Source organism: Gordoniibacillus kamchatkensis, assembly GCF_000829455.1.
Taxonomy (GTDB): domain Bacteria; phylum Bacillota; class Bacilli; order Paenibacillales; family NBRC-103111; genus Gordoniibacillus; species Gordoniibacillus kamchatkensis.
In genome coordinates, this window is record NZ_JXAK01000023.1 from 40,708 (window position 1) to 58,158 (window position 17,451).

Sequence of the window (17,451 nt, forward strand, 5' to 3'; positions counted from 1 at the left end):
CGCCGAACCTGCGCTAGCGGGTTCGGCGTTGTTGCCGTATAAAGGCGGTTTCATTAGCGAATACATAAGGTTATGACAATATTTTGCAACGAAAAGGAGATTCGCGAAATGAACCGGCATAAGACGAAAACAGTTATTTTGCAGACGATGAGCTTGTTGCTATTATGGGGGCTTTGCCCGGGGGCCGCTTGGGCCGAACCTGCCGCATTCCCCGCCGCGCCGGAGGTTATGCCGCCCGTACCCGCCAAGAAGCTCGCCATCGTGATCGACGATTTGGGCAACGGCATGGCCGGGACGGAGGACATTATCGAGCTGCCGATCCCGCTTACGGTAGCGATTATGCCGTTTTTGTCGACGACGAAGCGGGATGCGGAGTGGGCGCATGCCAAGGGCAAGGCGGTTATCGTCCATTTGCCGATGGAGCCGCTCCGGGGCATGAGCCGCTCGCTCGGACCCGGGGCGATTACGACGAATTTGAGCGACGAAGAAATCAGGCGGCGCGTCGAAGCGGCTATCGACGAAGTGCCGTTCGCCGAAGGCGTCAACAACCATATGGGCTCGAAAGCGACATCGGACGAGCGGGTGATGCGCATCGTGCTCGAGGTTTGCAAAGAGCGCGGCTTGATTTTTCTCGACAGCAAGACGAATTACTTCAGCGTAACCGGGAAAATCGCCCGCGAGCTCGGCGTTAAATATGTCGAGAACGAGCTGTTCCTGGACGACGTCGCTTCCGCCGCACATGTGCAAAAGCAAGTCGGCGAAATCAAGAAGCGCCTGCAAAAGCAGGAAACCTGCGTCGTGATCGGCCACGTCGGCAGGCCCGGCAAGAAGACGCCGCAAGTGCTGCGCGAAGCTATTCCCGAGCTGGAGCGGCAGACGCGGTTTGTCACCGTCCGAGAACTCGCTCGATAAGCAAATATTGCCCGATTCCTTCAGCCAGCGCCTGAACGATGCGCTGCTGCTCGTGGCTGGTCGTTAGCCGCGACCGGTCGGAGGCGTTCGTCAAGTAGCCCAGCTCGACAATGACGGCGGGACATGCCGCATGGTTGAGCACATAATACGTGCGGCCGACGGCCGGAGCTCTGCTGTTGGTGCCGTATACGCGATTCAACGATTGCTGGATAAGAGCCGCCGCCAACCGGCTGGAGGTGTCACGCTGGTGCAGCACCACCGGACCGCTTTGTCTAGGATCGGACGACGTATTGAGGTGCAGGCTGACGAGCAGCTTCGGCCTAAGCTCGTTGGCCAGTCCCGTACGCTGCGCCAAATCGCGTTTATGGCGGCTCGGAATGCGCAGCCACCGGTTATCGTCGCTAAGCGCGTAGTCTCCGGTTCGGTTAAGGGCGACGATCAGATGTTTGGCCGCGAGCGACCGATACAAGCTTTTGGCAAGCGCCAGATTGAGATCCTTTTCGAGCCAGGGGCCGTGCGAAGCGCCGCCGTCGACCCCGCCGTGGCCGGCATCGATCACGACGTCCGGGTTCGGCAAATAGATCTCCGCAGGGGCGGCGGCAACCGGCACGGCGAATGAGAGAACGGTTAGCCAGCAGGCGAGCAAGCAATATAAGAGTTTGTATAGCGGCGCTATATGACCTTGCTTATATGTTATCGGTAAACGGGCTTGTCTTGAAGACGGCGTAAGCCGCTTATCATCGTTCATCAAGCGCATCACTCCCATTCCCTTATCGTTATAAGTTATCGTGCGCCTAGAAACGCTCCTCGATTCCGCTATGTATTGCCAGCCAAAAGTTTATGCCGAATGCGGATTAGCCGGAACTTTCCAAGGAAATACTAGGTGGAAGGATACTATTACCGCCCGCAGGATAAGGAGGCGCATCGTGCATGAGTTTAAGCGTGATTTTGATGTTGGTGCAAGTGTTTTTTGCCGTCGTTATCGGCCTGTATTTTTGGAACTTGCTGCGCAACCAGCAGACGAACCGGTCTGCCGTCGATAGAGAATCCAAGAAGGAGCTGGAGAAGCTGCGCAAACTCCGCTCGGTGTCGCTGACGAAGCCGCTTGCCGAGAAAACGCGTCCTTCCTCGATGCAGGACATCGTCGGCCAGAAAGAAGGCCTTAAGGCGCTAAAGGCCGCGCTGTGCGGACCGAACCCGCAGCACGTGCTCATTTACGGCCCGCCCGGAGTAGGCAAAACCGCCGCCGCCCGCGTCGTTTTGGAAGAAGCGAAGAAGAATCCGGATTCCCCGTTCCGGTTCGATTCCAAATTTACCGAAATCGACGCCACGACGGCGCGTTTCGACGAGCGCGGCATCGCCGACCCGCTCATCGGCTCCGTTCACGATCCGATCTATCAAGGAGCGGGAGCGATGGGCGTCGCCGGCATTCCGCAGCCGAAGCCGGGAGCCGTGACGAAAGCGCACGGCGGCATTTTGTTTATCGACGAGATCGGCGAGCTGCACCCGATTCAAATGAACAAGCTGCTTAAAGTGCTCGAGGACCGCAAAGTATTTCTCGAGAGCGCGTATTATAATTCGGAAGACGCCAACATTCCGAATTATATTCACGATATTTTCCAGAACGGTCTTCCCGCCGATTTTCGCCTTGTCGGGGCGACGACCCGGACGCCGCAAGAAATTCCGCCGGCGATCCGCTCCCGCTGTCTGGAAATCTTTTTCCGCCCGCTGCTGCCGGACGAAATCGGCGAAATCGCCGATAACGCGCTGCGCAAAATTGGCTTCCCGGTCAATCCGCAAGCCGTCGCCGTCGTCAAAAAGTACGCCACGAACGGGCGCGAAGCGGTCAACATTATTCAGCTCGCGGCCGGCATCGCGCTTACCGACAAGCGCGACCACATCACGGCAGCCGATATCGAATGGGTCGTCCATTCGTCGCAAATCCCGCCGCGCCCGGAGCGCAAAGTTCCGCCGGAGCCGCAGGTCGGGCTCGTCAACGGGCTTGCCGTGTACGGTCCGAATATGGGGACGCTGCTGGAGATCGAGGTCATCGCCATCGCGGCGGCTGCGCCGGGAGCCGGCAAGTTCACCATTACCGGGGTCGTCGACGAGGAAGAGATGGGGGGCGGCCAACGCACGTTGCGGCGCAAAAGCATGGCCCGCGGCTCGGTGGAAAACGTCCTGACAGTGCTGCGCAATCTTGGCTTGCCGACTTCCGACTACGATCTGCATATCAACTTCCCCGGCGGCACGCCGATTGACGGCCCGTCTGCGGGAGTATCGATGGCAACGGCCATTGCCTCGGCAATTTACAACGTGCCGGTCGACAACAAGCTGGCCATGACCGGGGAAGTGAGCATTCACGGCAAAGTGAAGCCGATCGGCGGCGTCGTCGCCAAGGTGGAGGCTGCTTTCCAAGCCGGGGCGACGCGAGTTATCGTGCCGAAGGAGAATTGGCAAGAAATTTTCGCCGATTTGCAAGGCGTTCAAGTGATCGCGGTGGAGACGATCGAGGAGGTGCTGCACCACGCCCTTGGCCTCGAAACGAAGCGGGCGGCGCGCCAGCCATCCAAGCCCTTCGAACTTGTCGTGCCGCGGGATATGCCGGTGCTGCATGCAAACGCCTCGAATGAAGCACAATTGTAACAGCTTAGGTTTCGCCCGGAGCGGCTGCGAGCGCGGGGCTTAGTCGATACGATCGCACTCGCCGGCGGAAACGGCGCGCGCCGTCTTCCGTCGGCGCTCGCCGCTTTTTTGCTCCGTCGGAAAGAGAAGCTGTGCCTATACTTTGGCGTTTACCCTTGCCGGATTGGTGTTTTGGAAACGCATTTGATACAATGAGCTAAAAGCCGTGCGCGCCTTGCGCGCCGCTAAAGGCAAGCCGTACAGGAGGTGCAACATGGGTCCGAACAAAGCGAAAATACGGCGCCTGCCGCTTCTGCCCTTGCGGGGGTTGCTCGTTTACCCGAGCATGGTGCTGCACTTGGATGTCGGACGGGAAAAGTCCGTGCGTGCGCTGGAGCGGGCGATGGTCGACGACAGTATGATATTGCTGTGCACCCAGTCCGAGATCAATATCGAAGAGCCTTCCAAAGAAGACATATATCGGGTCGGAACGATTTCCAAGGTGCGCCAAATGCTGAAGCTGCCGAACGGGACCATTCGCGTCCTCGTCGAAGGCATCATGCGCGCGGAAATTACCGAGTTTCTAAGCAACGAGGACTATTACGAAGTTCACGCCAAAGAATTGCCCGAGCTGCAAGAAACGAATCCCGAGATCGATGCGCTGATGCGGACGGTGCTGAACCAGTTCGAGCACTACATCAATCTTTCCAAGAAAGTGACGCCGGAAACGCTCGCCGCAGTGTCCGACATCGACGAGCCCGGCCGGCTGGCGGACGTAATTTGCTCCCATCTGTCGCTCAAGATCAAGGATAAACAAGATATTCTCGAAACCGTCGATGTGCAGCAGCGGCTGGAGAAGCTGCTGAACATTTTGAACAACGAACGCGAAGTGCTCGAGCTGGAACGCAAAATTAGCCAGCGCGTCAAAAAGCAGATGGAGAAGACGCAAAAAGAGTACTATTTGCGCGAGCAAATGAAGGCGATTCAGAAAGAGCTCGGCGAGAAGGAAGGTCGCGCCGGCGAAGCCGAGGAGCTGCGCAGCCAGCTGGAGGAAGCGGGCGTTCCGGACAAAGTGCGGGAGAAGATCGAGAAGGAGATCGACCGGCTGGAGAAATGCCGGGAACGTCCGCCGAGGGCGCCGTCATCCGCAACTATATCGACTGGCTGCTCTCCCTTCCGTGGTCGAAGCGGACGGAGGACGATCTCGACATCCGCAAAGCCGAGGACATTTTGAACGAGGACCATTACGGCCTGGAGAAGCCCAAAGAGCGGGTGCTTGAATATCTGGCCGTGCAGCAGCTCGTGCAGAAGCTGAAAGGGCCGATTCTATGCCTCGTCGGACCGCCGGGGGTCGGCAAAACGTCGATCGCGCGCTCCATCGCCCGCTCGCTCGGACGCCAGTTCGTGCGCATTTCGCTCGGCGGCGTCCGCGATGAAGCGGAAATTCGCGGCCATCGCCGCACGTATGTCGGTGCGATGCCGGGCCGCATTATCCAAGGGCTCAAAAACGCCGGCTCGAACAATCCGGTCATGCTGCTCGACGAGATCGACAAAATGGCGATGGACTTCCGCGGCGATCCGGCCTCGGCGCTGCTGGAGGTGCTCGATCCGGAGCAAAACAGCACTTTTAGCGATCATTTCATTGAAGTCCCGTTCGATTTGTCGAGCGTCATGTTCGTGACGACGGCCAACGCCGTTCACAACATCCCGCGGCCGCTGCTCGACCGGATGGAAGTGCTTTATATTCCCGGCTATACGGAGCTCGAGAAAGAGCAGATTGCCCGCAAATATTTGCTGCCCAAGCAGCGCAAAGACCACGGGCTGAAGGAAGAGCAGCTGGCCCTCGATGACGCGGCGGTGATGAAGGTCATTCGCGAATATACGCGGGAAGCGGGCGTGCGCAATCTCGAGCAGCAGCTGGCCGGCATTTGCCGCAAGGCCGCCAAGGAAATTGTCGCGAACCCCGAGCGCAAAGTCCACGTGACGACAGACAGCTTGCACGATTACCTCGGACCGGCAAAGTTCCGCTACAACTTGGCCGAAGAGCGCGATCAGGTCGGAGCCGTGACGGGGCTGGCGTGGACGGAGGTTGGCGGCGAAACGCTCGTCATCGAAGTGACCGTCATGCCGGGAACCGGCAAGCTGACGCTCACCGGCAAGCTCGGCGACGTCATGAAAGAGTCGGCGCAGGCGGCGTTCAGCTATACGCGCTCGCGGGCTTTGGAGCTTGGCATCGCGCCGGATTTTCACGAGAAGAACGATATTCATATTCACATTCCGGAAGGCGCCATTCCGAAGGACGGCCCGTCGGCGGGCATAACGATGGCGACGGCGCTCATTTCGGCGCTCACGAACATTCCGGTTTCCCGCGCGGTCGCCATGACCGGGGAAATTACGCTGCGCGGCCGCGTCCTGCCGATCGGCGGATTGAAGGAAAAATCGCTCGCCGCTCACCGCGCCGGCATTCGCAAAGTGCTGCTGCCGAAAGACAACGAGAAAGACTTGCAGGAAGTTCCGGAATCGATCAAAAACGATATGACGTTTATCCCGGTGAGCCATATGGACGAAGTGCTGGAGCAAGCTCTCGTCAAGCCGGTCGAAATAGGAACGTAATGTTGACGCGGAAAATGTGGTGGTTGCTATGAAGGTCAATCAATCCGAATTTATCATCAGCGCGGTGTCGCCAAGCCAATACCCGCAGGACGCCTTGCCGGAAATCGCTCTGGCAGGGCGTTCCAACGTCGGGAAATCGTCGCTCATCAATCGCATGCTGGGCCGCCGCAACTTGGCCCGGACGAGCTCGCAGCCCGGCAAGACGCAGACGCTGAATTTTTATCTGATCAATCAGGACTTATACTTCGTCGACCTTCCGGGTTACGGCTATGCCAAAGTGTCGCAGGAGCAGCGCCGGAAGTGGGGGCAGTTCATCGAGCAGTATTTGACGAATCGGGAGAGCCTGAAGCTGCTATTGCTGCTCATCGACTCCAGGCACGAACCGAGTAAAGACGATCTGCTGATGTACGATTGGGTGCGGCATATCGGCCTGCCCATCGCCGTTGTCGCCACCAAAGCCGACAAGATGCCGCGCAGCCAGTGGCAAAAGCACGTGAAAGTCGTCAAGGAGACGCTTGGCATGCCGAAGGACGACCCGTTTTTCCTGTTCTCCAGCGAGACGGGGATGGGCAAGGAAGAGCTGTGGAGCCATATCGAGCAGGCCATCGGATACGTCGACCCGGCAGAAGCCGCGCTGGAAAAAGATTGAACCGCCCTTGCCGGCGGTTTCAGTCTGCTCAAGAAAGTGGGCTGCGCTGCGGACCTGAGAATATGGGTCTCCGGCATCGCCCACACTCGTGTTCCAATGATCCGAAAATAAGGTTGGAACACGTGTTCAAAGGTACATTCCCATTCTTCGCTCCGCCTAACTCGACAGCCTCAAACCGCCCTTGCCGGCGGTTTGTTTTTTTGCGGGGCGATGTGGGAGGCGCGCGTTGCGGCAGCGGTTTGTTGGCAGTGTCCGCCTTACGGCGGGGCGTTGGTCGTGGATTTGCTCGCGGCAGGTTTTACAGCGGCTGTACATTATGGGTATTAAGCATAAGGCGCTTAGGACGCTGTTTCGCGACATTGGCGGTGTCTGCGCTATGACCGGCATTCGTTTGCAGGAATGGCGTGTCTGCACTTTGTCTGGTATAGGTTTGGGGAATGGTGTGTCTGCGCAATGTCTGGTGTTGGTTTGGGGAATGGTGTGTCTGCGCAATGTCTGATGTTAGTTTGGGGAATGGTGTGCCTGCGCTATGTCTGGTGTTGGTTCGCAAGCTATTGGCTGTGGGCGTGCGGCTGTGCATTTTTTGCTAAAGTGTTTGTCTGCCGCCAAAACACGCCGAGCATTGTGCGCGGGAATGTTATTTGTCGGGAGTTTGCAGCAGGAAATACCCCACGAACTGATGTTGAAGGATAAATAGCGTCGAAATTCTCTATTTAGAGTACCGCGCGGCGCTCTTTCGGGACGATTTTGAAGAAATTATGCAACAAAGACCTGGTGGTCTCTCGCAACGACTATTTGTCGCTGGACAAGGAAATTGTATTCGCTAATCGCCTGTTTTGCCCATTTTGACGTAAATAGGGCTTAAATGGACGCTGATTAGCGACTTTGTTCTGATCGCCTCGGCTGACGCGGTTCCATTGAGGCGACGCGGACACCGGCGACCAACGAGAGAATGCACGCCGCCGAGGCGCGGACACCGGCGGCCAACGAGAGAATGCACGCCGCCGAGGCGCGGTGCAGCGACGACCAACAGAGAATGCACGCCGCCTAGATACGGTACAGCGGCGACCGCAGAGTTTATGGCGAAGACGACCGAGTGTAATTAAAGGAGACTTCGCCGGATGACCCGACACCGTCCTGACGAAAGGCCCGGTTCGCTCGCGCCCCGCAACGGAATGTTTCGAAAGTACCGCAACCACCGGAGGATTTGCGAGCAAAACGCATTATTTTATGCATCCTTCCCGAACCTCCCTCGGATGGATGCGATTTTTTCCCGTATTCGCCGGATTTCCATCGCTGGCGCGCAGGAATATTAAGCTTCCGTGTAGTATAATATAAGGGGAAGTAAGCGCACACGGTTTGGAAATAAAAGAATCGAGGGATTTTTTATGGCACAAAGGTTAGCGACCGAATACGTCAAAACCTGCCTGCAATTAACCGAAGACGAGCTGCAGCAGTTCGTATCGATGTTCGTAAGCGAGCAAGCGACTCTTCAAGTGAAAGTGTTGGACAACGGAAATCAGGAAGTGGTGCTGCAAGACGACGGAGGTCAGGAAATCGTCCTTCCGTTCGAATGGGTGTCAGGGCGTTACGTGTGCGAAGGATCCTGTACGATTACGAACCATAGGCTGGTCAATGCGATGCGCAAAGCCGTCAACCATTTCAAAGGCAGCGCCGTCGTGAAACGCATTTATACCGGATATACGATGATTTATCACTACGAGCAAGGCGCGGTTCGCAAAATTATCGAACAGAAGAACGGCCGCGAGCAGACCGTCTACGAGTATAAAGACACTATCGGCATGCTGGAGCGAATGTTCCGCAGCCGCGACGTCGAGCTGGAAATTGAACGCACTTATAACCAGATTAATCAATTGCTCGATTTGCGAAACGACTTGAAGGGCATGAATCTGAATCATCATATTGACGAGCGGCTGCAGCGTTTGACGCAAAAGCTGTTCGCCCTCGAAGCCTGAGCTGCGGTCCGCCGCGGCGAGGAAGTCCCGCCATGCGGGGCTTCTTTTTTTGCTGTCGGAACGAACGGCGGACAGCCGGTTTTCAAACCGCGCCGCCGCCCTCTCCGAACGGCTCGTTTTGCCTATTAGACAGGGGCAGTTTTAGGCCTGTTCAAAATGCTTCGAACCCGCACCGTGACTGAGTTCATCGCATATGGTAGGTATGGTGGCACCGCACCCAAAAAAAACTATTGCATTTATGGTCAAGAGATGTTATTTTTAACTTCGTTGAAAACAATATAGGAACCAGGATTCACTCAGGACATGAATATGTTGCGAGAGATTATTCCCTCGAGAAGTGAATGACGTAGGTCCTAGCGGATGAAATTTTCACAAAATTTTATTCCTGGGAAGGGGGAACCGAAAGATGGAATATTCAACTTTCGGAAGACATGTTGCTGTAGATACTTGGGGTGCCGATTTTGAGCGTCTGACGAATGCGGAATGGCTGCAGGCGCAAATGGTGGAAGCTGCCGAAGCTTGCGGCGCCACGGTGCTGTCGGTCCAGTCCAAGCAGTTCGAGCCTCAAGGCGCAACGGTTCTCGTCTTGCTGTCGGAAAGTCATCTCTCCATTCATACGTATCCTGAGAAAGGCTTCGCCGCTCTTGACTGCTATACATGCGGTGAAACCGTCGATCCGCAGCTCGCGATCGATTACATGATCTCCGTGCTCAGACCGGAGAAAGTGTATGCGAAGAAGCTGGTTCGCGGCGTCGGTGAGCTACAGGTGGAAACGCCGACTATCCAGCTGCCTGAGCTGGTGAAATAATACAATCGAACGGAACGTGATAACCACGGCTATAAGCGGCCGTGGTTATTTGTTTGCCCCGGCCGCATACAATGGTGTAGAGCAAGACAAGTCGGGGAGGAATGCCGGGGTGCGCAAGTTCCGGGCCGGGCGGATCGCCGCTGCGGCTGCATTAGCCATTTTATTGCTTTGGTCGGTATCGCAAACGGTAGGCATGCTGCGCAGCGGGGGGCATAGCGACGAATCGGCGGTTCGTTTGCTGTATCAAGTGTCGGAGCTGCATATCGAGCTGCTCGGCAGCCAGCTGAAGCAAGCGGCGGGCGCCAAGACGGCGGCGGAGCTCGAACCGCTGAAACAGGCGCTCTACACGGCGGCATTCACGCACGATAAGCTTGTGAAGGCTGTGGGGGAGCAAAATTTGACGCCGCTGCACAGCTTGACGGAGCTGTCTCAGCTGATGCTGCGGCTGCAGCTTGGCGGCACGCGAGCGGTGAAGCCGGATGAAGCGGCGCTGCTGCAGGAGACGGCAGGCCTGTTTGCCGAACTCGAGGAAAGCTACGGCAAGCTGCTGTCGTCGGGGGACGCCGTCGTCGCCTCCCAGAACAGGGCGATCGCCGAAACGGACGAGAAGCTCGTAAAGCTGCTGCAAAAGCATAGCCAGAAGTGAGCGGATGGCAAGCCCGAAACTGGGAAACGATAGGGAGGGGTCGCGGCTGCATCCGCTCTCTTAAGCGGCGGGGCGGCTTGTGTGACGAATGTCGCAGCGGGACCGGACCGGAATGGTTCATAATTGTGTCAAATGTTTTGTCGGATTTTCGCGTGCTCTGTGCTATAATAGAGCGATAGAAAGGCAGGTGGAACCCGAATGCATATTGTCGTGACAGGTCTGAATTACCGCAGCGCCCCAGTCGAAATTCGCGAAAAGTTCGCGATCGCGGAGCGCGATTTGCCGCGCGCTTGGCCAAGCTGAACAGCACCAAGATCGTTCTCGAGAGTGTGATCGTGGCCACTTGCAATCGGACGGAGCTGTACGTCGTCGTGGATCGGGCCCATTTGTGCGGGCATTACATCCCGGCTTATTTGGAAGAGTGGTTCGGCATTCCGCGCGAGCAGTTTGCCAAACATTTATATACGTACGAAGACGAGCGCGCCGTGGAGCATTTGTTCCGCGTGGCGTGCGGCCTCGATTCGATGGTGCTCGGCGAGACGCAAATTCTCGGCCAGGTGCGGGACGCCTTCTTGCTCGCGCAGCAAGAGAAGACGACAGGCACGTTCTTCAACAACCTGTTCAAACAGGCCGTGACGCTGGCGAAAAAGGCGCACTCCGAGACGGGCATCAATGAAAATCCGGTATCCGTTTCGTATGCGGCAGTCGAGCTCGGCAAACGGATTTTCGGCTCGTACGAAGGCAAGACGGTGGCCATTCTCGGCGCCGGCAAAATGAGCGAGCTGACGGTCAAGCATTTGTACGCGAGCGGCGCGGGCAAAGTGCTCGTCCTCAACCGCACTTACGAGAAAGCCGTCGAGCTCGCGGCCAAATTCAACGGCATTCCGTGCCGAATGGAAGAGCTGCAGCGGCGGCTGGTCGAAGCCGACATCGTTATCAGCTCGACCGGTGCGGCGGACTATGTCGTCACGAAGGCGCAGCTCGCTGCGGTGCTGCAAAAGCGCAAGTCGCGGCCGCTATTCATGATGGACATCGCTGTGCCGCGCGACCTCGATCCTGCTATCGGCGAGCTGTCGAACGTGTTCCTGTACGACATCGACGATCTCGAAGCGATCGTCGACAATCATTTGGCCGAGCGCAAGCAGACGGCAGCCAAGATCGAGAGCATGATCGGAAGCGAGATGATCGCCTTCGCGCAGTGGAAAAAGACGCTTGGCGTCTCCCCCGTCATTCAAGCGCTGCAGACGAAAGCCGAGCTCATCCATCGGGAGACGATGGAGAGCCTTGTCAAGAAGCTTCCGGGACTCGACGAGCATGAGCTGAAAGTAATCCGCAAGCTGACGAAAAGCATCGTCAATCAAATGATGCGCGATCCGATCGTGCGCATTAAAGAAATGGCTGCGGAGCGCCGCGGCGACGAAGCGCTGGATACGTTCACGAAAATTTTTGCGCTGGAGGAGCTGCTGGCCCAGCAGGAAGCTGCGGAAGCGGCCACGGCGGCGGCCGAGCGCGGCGATCGTCCGGGTGCGCCCGCCATCAAACCCGGAGCGGCTGCTACGGAGGACGGCGCGCCGGCATTCGGTTTCGCTCCCGCGCAAGCTTTCAGTCAATCGTAAGCGGCTGCGGTTCGGAGGGAAGCTATGGTTACCAAAGGCTGGCTAGTTGACGCTATATTATACTTGTACGCCCTGAGCCTCCTCTTCTACTTCTCGGATGTCGCGCACGCGAACCGGAAAGTGAAGAGAGTCGGAACGGGGCTGCTTTCATTTGTATGGGTGCTGCAAACCGTATATTTGGGACTGAACGTGTACAGCCATCGGGCGTCCTGGGTGTTTTCCGGGTCGGAGACGCTGTTTCTGTTCTCCTGGCTGCTGGTCACGATTTCGCTCTTCATGGTGCGGGTGTTCCGCATCGAACTGCTCGTTTTTTTCATCAACGTGTTCGGGTTCGGCGTGCTGGCGCTCAACTTTTTCAGCAATCCGCGCGTTTCGCCGACGCTGCACAACTGGAACGTCAACGACGAGCTGCTGTTCGTGCACGTGTCGCTGGCCATTTGCAGCTACGCTGCGTTCGCCGTTTCGGCGGTGCTGTCGGGCATGTACTTGTTTCTGCACCGCAAGCTGAAGGCCAAAGACTGGTCGCCGACGATGAAGCGGCTGCCGAGCCTGGAAAAAATGGACCGCTACGCCTACATATCCGTCATCATCGGCGCGCCGCTGCTGCTGCTGGCGCTCGCGCTCGGCGTCGTCTGGATCGCGATCGACGGCAACCGGCAGCTGTTCCTCGATCCGAAGGTCGTCAATTCGCTGTTTGTGCTGGCCGCCTACGTGTTTTATTTGTACCAGCGCCGGTCGCTGCGAATCGAGGGGCGCAAGCTGGCGGCATGGAATTTGGCGGCGTTCGTCATCGTCGTTATCAACTTCATCGTGACCGACCTTGTATCGGAGTTCCACGACTGGATATGGATGGGGTGAGGAGATGGGCTGGCTGCCGATCATGCTGCGTTTGGACGGAATGCGCTGCGTCGTCATAGGCGGAGGCGCGGTCGCCGAACGCAAGGTGGCCGCGCTGCTGGAAGCGAGCTCCGGGCAAAACGAGGCTCAGCCGCTTGCCGCTCAGGCTGCCCCCATGCAAAGGGAGGACGCCCCTAGCCCAGGCTCCGTCGGGCGGGGCGCGGGCACCTCGCCGGGACTTACCGGGTGTGGCGGGCAAGCCTCGTCCGAACACGTCGGGGGCGACGAGGGTTCCTCCAGCCCGGAACTTGCCGAGCGAGATCGGAGCCCATCCTCTCCGGAACACGCCGGACGGGACGGGACTCCCTCGTCCCCTGTACATGTCGAATGGGACGGCGCCTCCTCGTGCGGACAAGCCGGACCGGCAGTGACCGTCATAAGCCCTGCCGTTACGGAAGCTTTGGCAATATGGGCGTCCGAGAGGCGTATTGTATGGCTCAAGCGGGAATACGGCGTTGGGGATGCCGCGGGGGCCGACCTCGTCTTCGCAGCAACGGACTCGCGCGAGGTGAACGAGCGGGCTGCCGCCGAGGCGCGTTCGAGCGGGGCGTGGGTCAACGTGGCCGACGATCCGGAGACGAGCGGGCTGCTCATGCCGTCCGTCGTACGCCGCGGCAAGCTGACGCTGGCCGTCTCTACCGCCGGCGCCAGCCCTGCGGCGGCCCGGCGCATTCGCCGCGAGCTGGAGGAGCGTTACGGCCCCGAGCACGAAGCGTGGCTCGATTGGCTGGCCGAAGCGCGCCTCATGCTGCGCAGCCGCGTCGCCGAGACGGCCAGGCGGCAAGAGCTGCACCGCGAGCTGGACAAGCTGGACGGCGCTGCGCTGCTGTGCCGCGGCGCGCTGCCCGCAGGCTGGCAGCACGACTGGCTGGCGGCATTGGATCGCGAGCCGACGGCGGAGACGGTACGACGACTGGCGGAGAAGCTTTAGGTTCGCTATACTTACGTTTAATAAGCTGCGAAATGGCATATTTAACAGGGGGCACTATGAAACGCACCATTGTAGTTGGCACTAGACAAAGCGCTTTGGCGCTGACGCAAACCGGCTGGGTTGTCGACCGGCTGCGCGAGCTGTGCGCCGCCCGCGGCATCGAGGCCGAATTCGAGCTGCGCAAAATCGTCACCCGAGGCGATCAAATTCTCGACGTCACGCTGTCGAAAGTAGGCGGCAAAGGGCTGTTCACCAAAGAGCTTGAGGACGGCATGCTGAGCGGCGACATCGACATCGCCGTGCACAGCATGAAGGATATGCCGTTCGAGCTGCCGCAAGGGCTGACGATCGGTGCCGTGCCGGAGCGGGAAGACCCGCGCGACGCGCTCATCTCCAGCGTGGCCGCCACGCTGGAGGAGCTGCCGCGCGGCGCCCGCGTCGGCACGAGCTCGCTGCGCCGCGCGAGCCAGCTGCAGCACGCGCGGCCGGATGTGCGGATCGAAACGATCCGCGGCAACATCGATTCGCGGCTGCGCAAGCTCGAAACGGAAGCTTCGATGCGATTTTGCTCGCCGCCGCGGGCCTGAGGCGGATGGGCTGGGCCGATCGCATCACCGCCTTGCTTTCGCCCGAGACGTGCGTCCCGGCCGTCGGGCAGGGCGCGCTCGCCGTCGAATGCCGGGCGGACGACGCCCCGCTGCTGGAGCTGCTGCGCCTGTTCCAGCATGAGCCGACCGCGCTCGCCGTACGGGCCGAGCGCGCTTTTCTCGGCAGCCTGAACGGCGGCTGCCAAGTGCCGATCGGCGCGTACGCGGCGCTGGCGCCGGAACAAGCCGGCCCCGGCCAGGGCGCGCCGCTGCTCACGATGACCGGCTTCGTCGGCTCGCCGGACGGGAAAGAGCTGCTGAAAGAAACTTGCTCCGGCACAGATCCGGAGCAGCTCGGACGGGAAGTCGCGGCGAAGCTGGTCGCCCGCGGCGCCGGCCGTATTTTGGAGGCTGTGAAGCCGTAAAGGTGTGATTCCGGTTGAACTGTGGCAAAGTATATTTGGTCGGCGCCGGTCCCGGCGATCCGAAGCTCATTACGGTGCGCGGCCTAGAGGCGATCCGCAAGGCCGACGTCATCGTCTACGACAGGCTAGCCACGCCGCGCCTGCTGCTGCACCGCAAAAAAGAAGCGAAGCTCGTCTACGTCGGCAAGGCGAAAGACAAGCACATGATGAAGCAAGAGGAAATTAACCGCCTGCTCGTCGATTTGGCGCTGGAAGGGAACGTCGTCACCCGGCTGAAGGGCGGCGACCCGAGCGTGTTCGGCCGCGTCGGCGAGGAAGCCGAGCTGCTCGCCGAGCACGGCGTCCCGTTTGAAATCGTTCCGGGCATCACGTCGGCCATCGCCGCGCCGGCGTATGCCGGCATTCCCGTGACGCACCGCGACTTCACGTCGTCGTTCGCTATCGTGACAGGGCACGAATATCCGAACAAAACGTATTCTGCCGTCGATTGGGAGCATCTTGCCAAAGCTGCGGGGACGATGGTATTTCTTATGGGCGTGGCGAATATCGAACAAATAAGCAAAAATTTGATCGCCTGCGGCAAACCGGCCGACCTGCCGGTAGCTCTCATCCGCTGGGGCACGTGGATGGAGCAGCGGACGCTGACCGGAACGCTGGCCGACATCGCGGACAAAGTGCGGGCGGCGAACTTTCAGTCGCCGGCCGTCATTATCGTCGGCGAAGTGGTCAAGCTGCGCGAGAAGCTGGCCTGGTTCGAGAACAAGCCGCTGTTCGGGCGGCGCATTCTCGTCACCCGCGCGCGCAGCCAGGCGAGCGAGCTGGTCGACCGGATCGACGAGCTCGGCGGCGAGCCGGTCGAGTTCCCGGTCATTCAGCTCCGCTCCCCGTCGCGGGAGGAGGCGCTGGCCGCTCTCGACGAGGCGATTCGCTCCGTATCGAGCTTCGACTGGGTGCTGTTTACGAGCGTCAACGGCGTGGACTACTTTTTCCGCCGCATGGCCGAGCTCTCGCTCGACATCCGCGCCCTTGCCGGCGTGCGCATCGGCGCCGTCGGTCCCAAGACCGCATCGGCGCTGCGGCAGCGCGGCCTCATCGCCGAGGCGCTGCCGATGCAATATCAGGCGGATTCGCTTGCTTTGGCTTTGCAGCCGCTCGTGCAATCCGGGCAGCGGGTGCTGCTGCCGGCTGCCGATATCGCCAAAGACACGCTGCCGAACGCCCTCAAAGCGATGGGGCTCGAAGTGGCGGAAGTCGACGCCTACGAGAACGTCATTTCGCTGGAGGGCGGCGAAGAAGCGCTCGAGCTGCTGCGCGAGCGGGCGATTCACGTCGTCACGTTCACGAGCTCGTCGACGGTGACGAATTTGCTTAAAGCGCTCGAGCTGCTTGGCGAGCCTGACCCGCTCGCTCTGCTGCGCGGCGTCGGCATCGCCTGCATCGGCCCGGTGACGGCTCAGACCGCCCGCGAAGCAGGCTTAACCGTGACTCACCTGGCGGAAAACGCTACGATTGAAGGGCTGCTGCAAAGCATTGTGGCTGGCGGCGGCCATCGCTGATCTGTTCCATTCATCCGGTTCTCATAAGGAGGATTTCCAATATGTCATTCCCGACTGTTCGGCACCGCCGTCTTCGCGGCTCCGCCGCCCTGCGCAGCATGGTGAAGGAAACGAGGCTCGCGGTGCAAGACCTGATTTACCCGATCTTTGTGACGCACGGCACCGGCATTAAAGAAGAAATACCGTCGATGCCCGGCGTGTACCATTGGTCTCTCGACCGTCTGCGCGCCGAGATCGACGAAGTGGCTGCGCTCGGCATCCCTGGCATTTTGCTGTTCGGCGTACCGGAAACGAAAGACGCTTGCGGCTCGTCCGCATATGACGACAACGGCATTGTGCAGCAGGCGACTCGGCTCATTAAAGAGTGGCAGCCGGAGCTGCTCATCATCGCCGATACGTGTCTTTGCCAGTTCACCGATACCGGGCATTGCGGCGTAGTGAAGCACAATCCGCTCACCGGCCACGCCGATATCGACAACGACGAATCGCTCGAGCTGCTCGCCAAGACGGCCGTTTCGCAAGCGCGGGCGGGCGCCGACATTATCGCTCCGTCCAACATGATGGACGGCTACGTGCAGGCGATCCGCCAAGCGCTCGACGAAGCCGGATTTTCCGGTGTGCCGATCATGGCGTACTCGGTTAAATACGCTTCCGCGTTCTACGGACCTTTCCGCGACGCAGCGCACTCCACGCCGCAGTTCGGCGACCGCAAGACGTACCAGATGGACCCGGCCAACGTGCGCGAAGCGCTGCGCGAGGCGGAATCCGACGTCATCGAGGGCGCTGACTTCCTTATGGTCAAGCCGGCGCTCGCGTACCTCGACGTGCTGCGCGCCGTGCGCGACAATTTCGATTTGCCGCTTGTAGCGTACAATGTGAGCGCCGAATACTCGATGGTCAAAGCGGCGGCCCAGAACGGCTGGATCAACGAAGAAGCGATCGTGATGGAAACGCTGCTCGGCATGAAGCGCGCCGGGGCCGACATCATTTTGACGTACCACGCCAAAGACGCCGCCCGCTGGCTAGGGGCGGGAAAATAACAGGGACGGCGGCCAAGTGCCCCGGCCGGTAGCCGGTTGGGCTGCGCGGGTTGCACTGCGTTGAAGCCGGAGGGTTGGACTGGGCTTAACGGGACCTGGTTGTTAGGAGCCGATCGCGGAGCGGAGGATGGAATAGAGGTGAAGAGTTTACGTGCCGCCTTAAAGAACGC

Annotated in this window: 11 protein-coding genes and 3 pseudogenes; 13 read left to right on the top strand and 1 reads right to left on the bottom strand. The window is 59.4% G+C overall.

What is annotated here, in order from left to right; translation table 11 throughout:
- The first annotated feature begins 108 nt into the window (after positions 1 to 108).
- The gene (locus SD70_RS14455; RefSeq protein ID WP_041048243.1) at positions 109 to 912 is read left to right on the top strand and encodes a divergent polysaccharide deacetylase family protein; all 804 of its coding nucleotides are present in this window, start codon (positions 109 to 111) and stop codon (positions 910 to 912) included.
- Here the strand turns inward: SD70_RS14455 and SD70_RS14460 are convergent.
- Positions 887 to 1,660 (bottom strand): N-acetylmuramoyl-L-alanine amidase family protein, encoded by a 774-nt coding sequence (locus SD70_RS14460; RefSeq protein WP_082053363.1) that lies wholly within the window; start codon positions 1,658 to 1,660, stop codon positions 887 to 889. The genes SD70_RS14455 and SD70_RS14460 overlap by 26 nt on opposite strands.
- A 182-nt stretch (positions 1,661 to 1,842) precedes the next feature.
- On the opposite strand from SD70_RS14460, the gene lonB reads away from it, so the two are divergent.
- The 12 genes and pseudogenes from lonB (at position 1,843) to hemB (ending at position 17,281) form a co-directional block, all read left to right on the top strand.
- Positions 1,843 to 3,558, top strand: coding sequence for an ATP-dependent protease LonB (lonB, locus tag SD70_RS14465; RefSeq protein ID WP_041048244.1), 1,716 nt, complete (start codon positions 1,843 to 1,845; stop codon positions 3,556 to 3,558).
- A gap of 253 nt (positions 3,559 to 3,811) precedes the next feature.
- A pseudogene (lon, locus tag SD70_RS14470) lies at positions 3,812 to 6,150 on the top strand (endopeptidase La).
- Positions 6,151 to 6,178: 28 nt separating this feature from the next.
- Entirely contained in the window at positions 6,179 to 6,799 is a 621-nt protein-coding gene (gene yihA, locus SD70_RS14475) for a ribosome biogenesis GTP-binding protein YihA/YsxC (protein WP_041048245.1), read from the top strand.
- Between the two features lie 1,388 nt (positions 6,800 to 8,187).
- Entirely contained in the window at positions 8,188 to 8,775 is a 588-nt protein-coding gene (locus SD70_RS14485; RefSeq protein ID WP_041048247.1) for a hypothetical protein, read from the top strand.
- A 406-nt stretch (positions 8,776 to 9,181) separates the two neighbouring features.
- Positions 9,182 to 9,583 (top strand): adenosylmethionine decarboxylase, encoded by a 402-nt coding sequence (gene speD / locus SD70_RS14490; protein ID WP_041048248.1) that lies wholly within the window; start codon positions 9,182 to 9,184, stop codon positions 9,581 to 9,583.
- A 109-nt stretch (positions 9,584 to 9,692) separates the two neighbouring features.
- On the top strand, positions 9,693 to 10,229 hold the full coding sequence (locus SD70_RS14495; RefSeq protein ID WP_052487444.1) for a hypothetical protein: 537 nt from the start codon (positions 9,693 to 9,695) through the stop codon (positions 10,227 to 10,229).
- A gap of 198 nt (positions 10,230 to 10,427) precedes the next feature.
- Positions 10,428 to 11,845 (top strand): annotated as a pseudogene (gene hemA, locus SD70_RS14500) (glutamyl-tRNA reductase).
- Positions 11,846 to 11,869: 24 nt separating this feature from the next.
- Positions 11,870 to 12,703, top strand: coding sequence for a cytochrome C assembly family protein (locus SD70_RS14505; protein WP_041048249.1), 834 nt, complete (start codon positions 11,870 to 11,872; stop codon positions 12,701 to 12,703).
- A 4-nt stretch (positions 12,704 to 12,707) separates the two neighbouring features.
- Positions 12,708 to 13,673: a precorrin-2 dehydrogenase/sirohydrochlorin ferrochelatase family protein gene (locus SD70_RS36950; RefSeq protein ID WP_052487445.1), complete on the top strand. Its 966-nt coding sequence runs from the start codon at positions 12,708 to 12,710 to the stop codon at positions 13,671 to 13,673.
- 56 nt (positions 13,674 to 13,729) lie between these two features.
- Positions 13,730 to 14,685: pseudogene (hemC, locus tag SD70_RS14515) on the top strand (hydroxymethylbilane synthase).
- Positions 14,686 to 14,699: 14 nt separating this feature from the next.
- Positions 14,700 to 16,241 carry a uroporphyrinogen-III C-methyltransferase gene (cobA, locus tag SD70_RS14520; RefSeq protein ID WP_041048250.1) on the top strand — a complete coding sequence of 514 codons (1,542 nt, stop codon included), beginning with the start codon at positions 14,700 to 14,702 and terminating at the stop codon, positions 16,239 to 16,241.
- Between the two features lie 41 nt (positions 16,242 to 16,282).
- Positions 16,283 to 17,281 (top strand): porphobilinogen synthase, encoded by a 999-nt coding sequence (hemB, locus tag SD70_RS14525; RefSeq protein WP_041048251.1) that lies wholly within the window; start codon positions 16,283 to 16,285, stop codon positions 17,279 to 17,281.
- Positions 17,282 to 17,451: the final 170 nt, after the last annotated feature.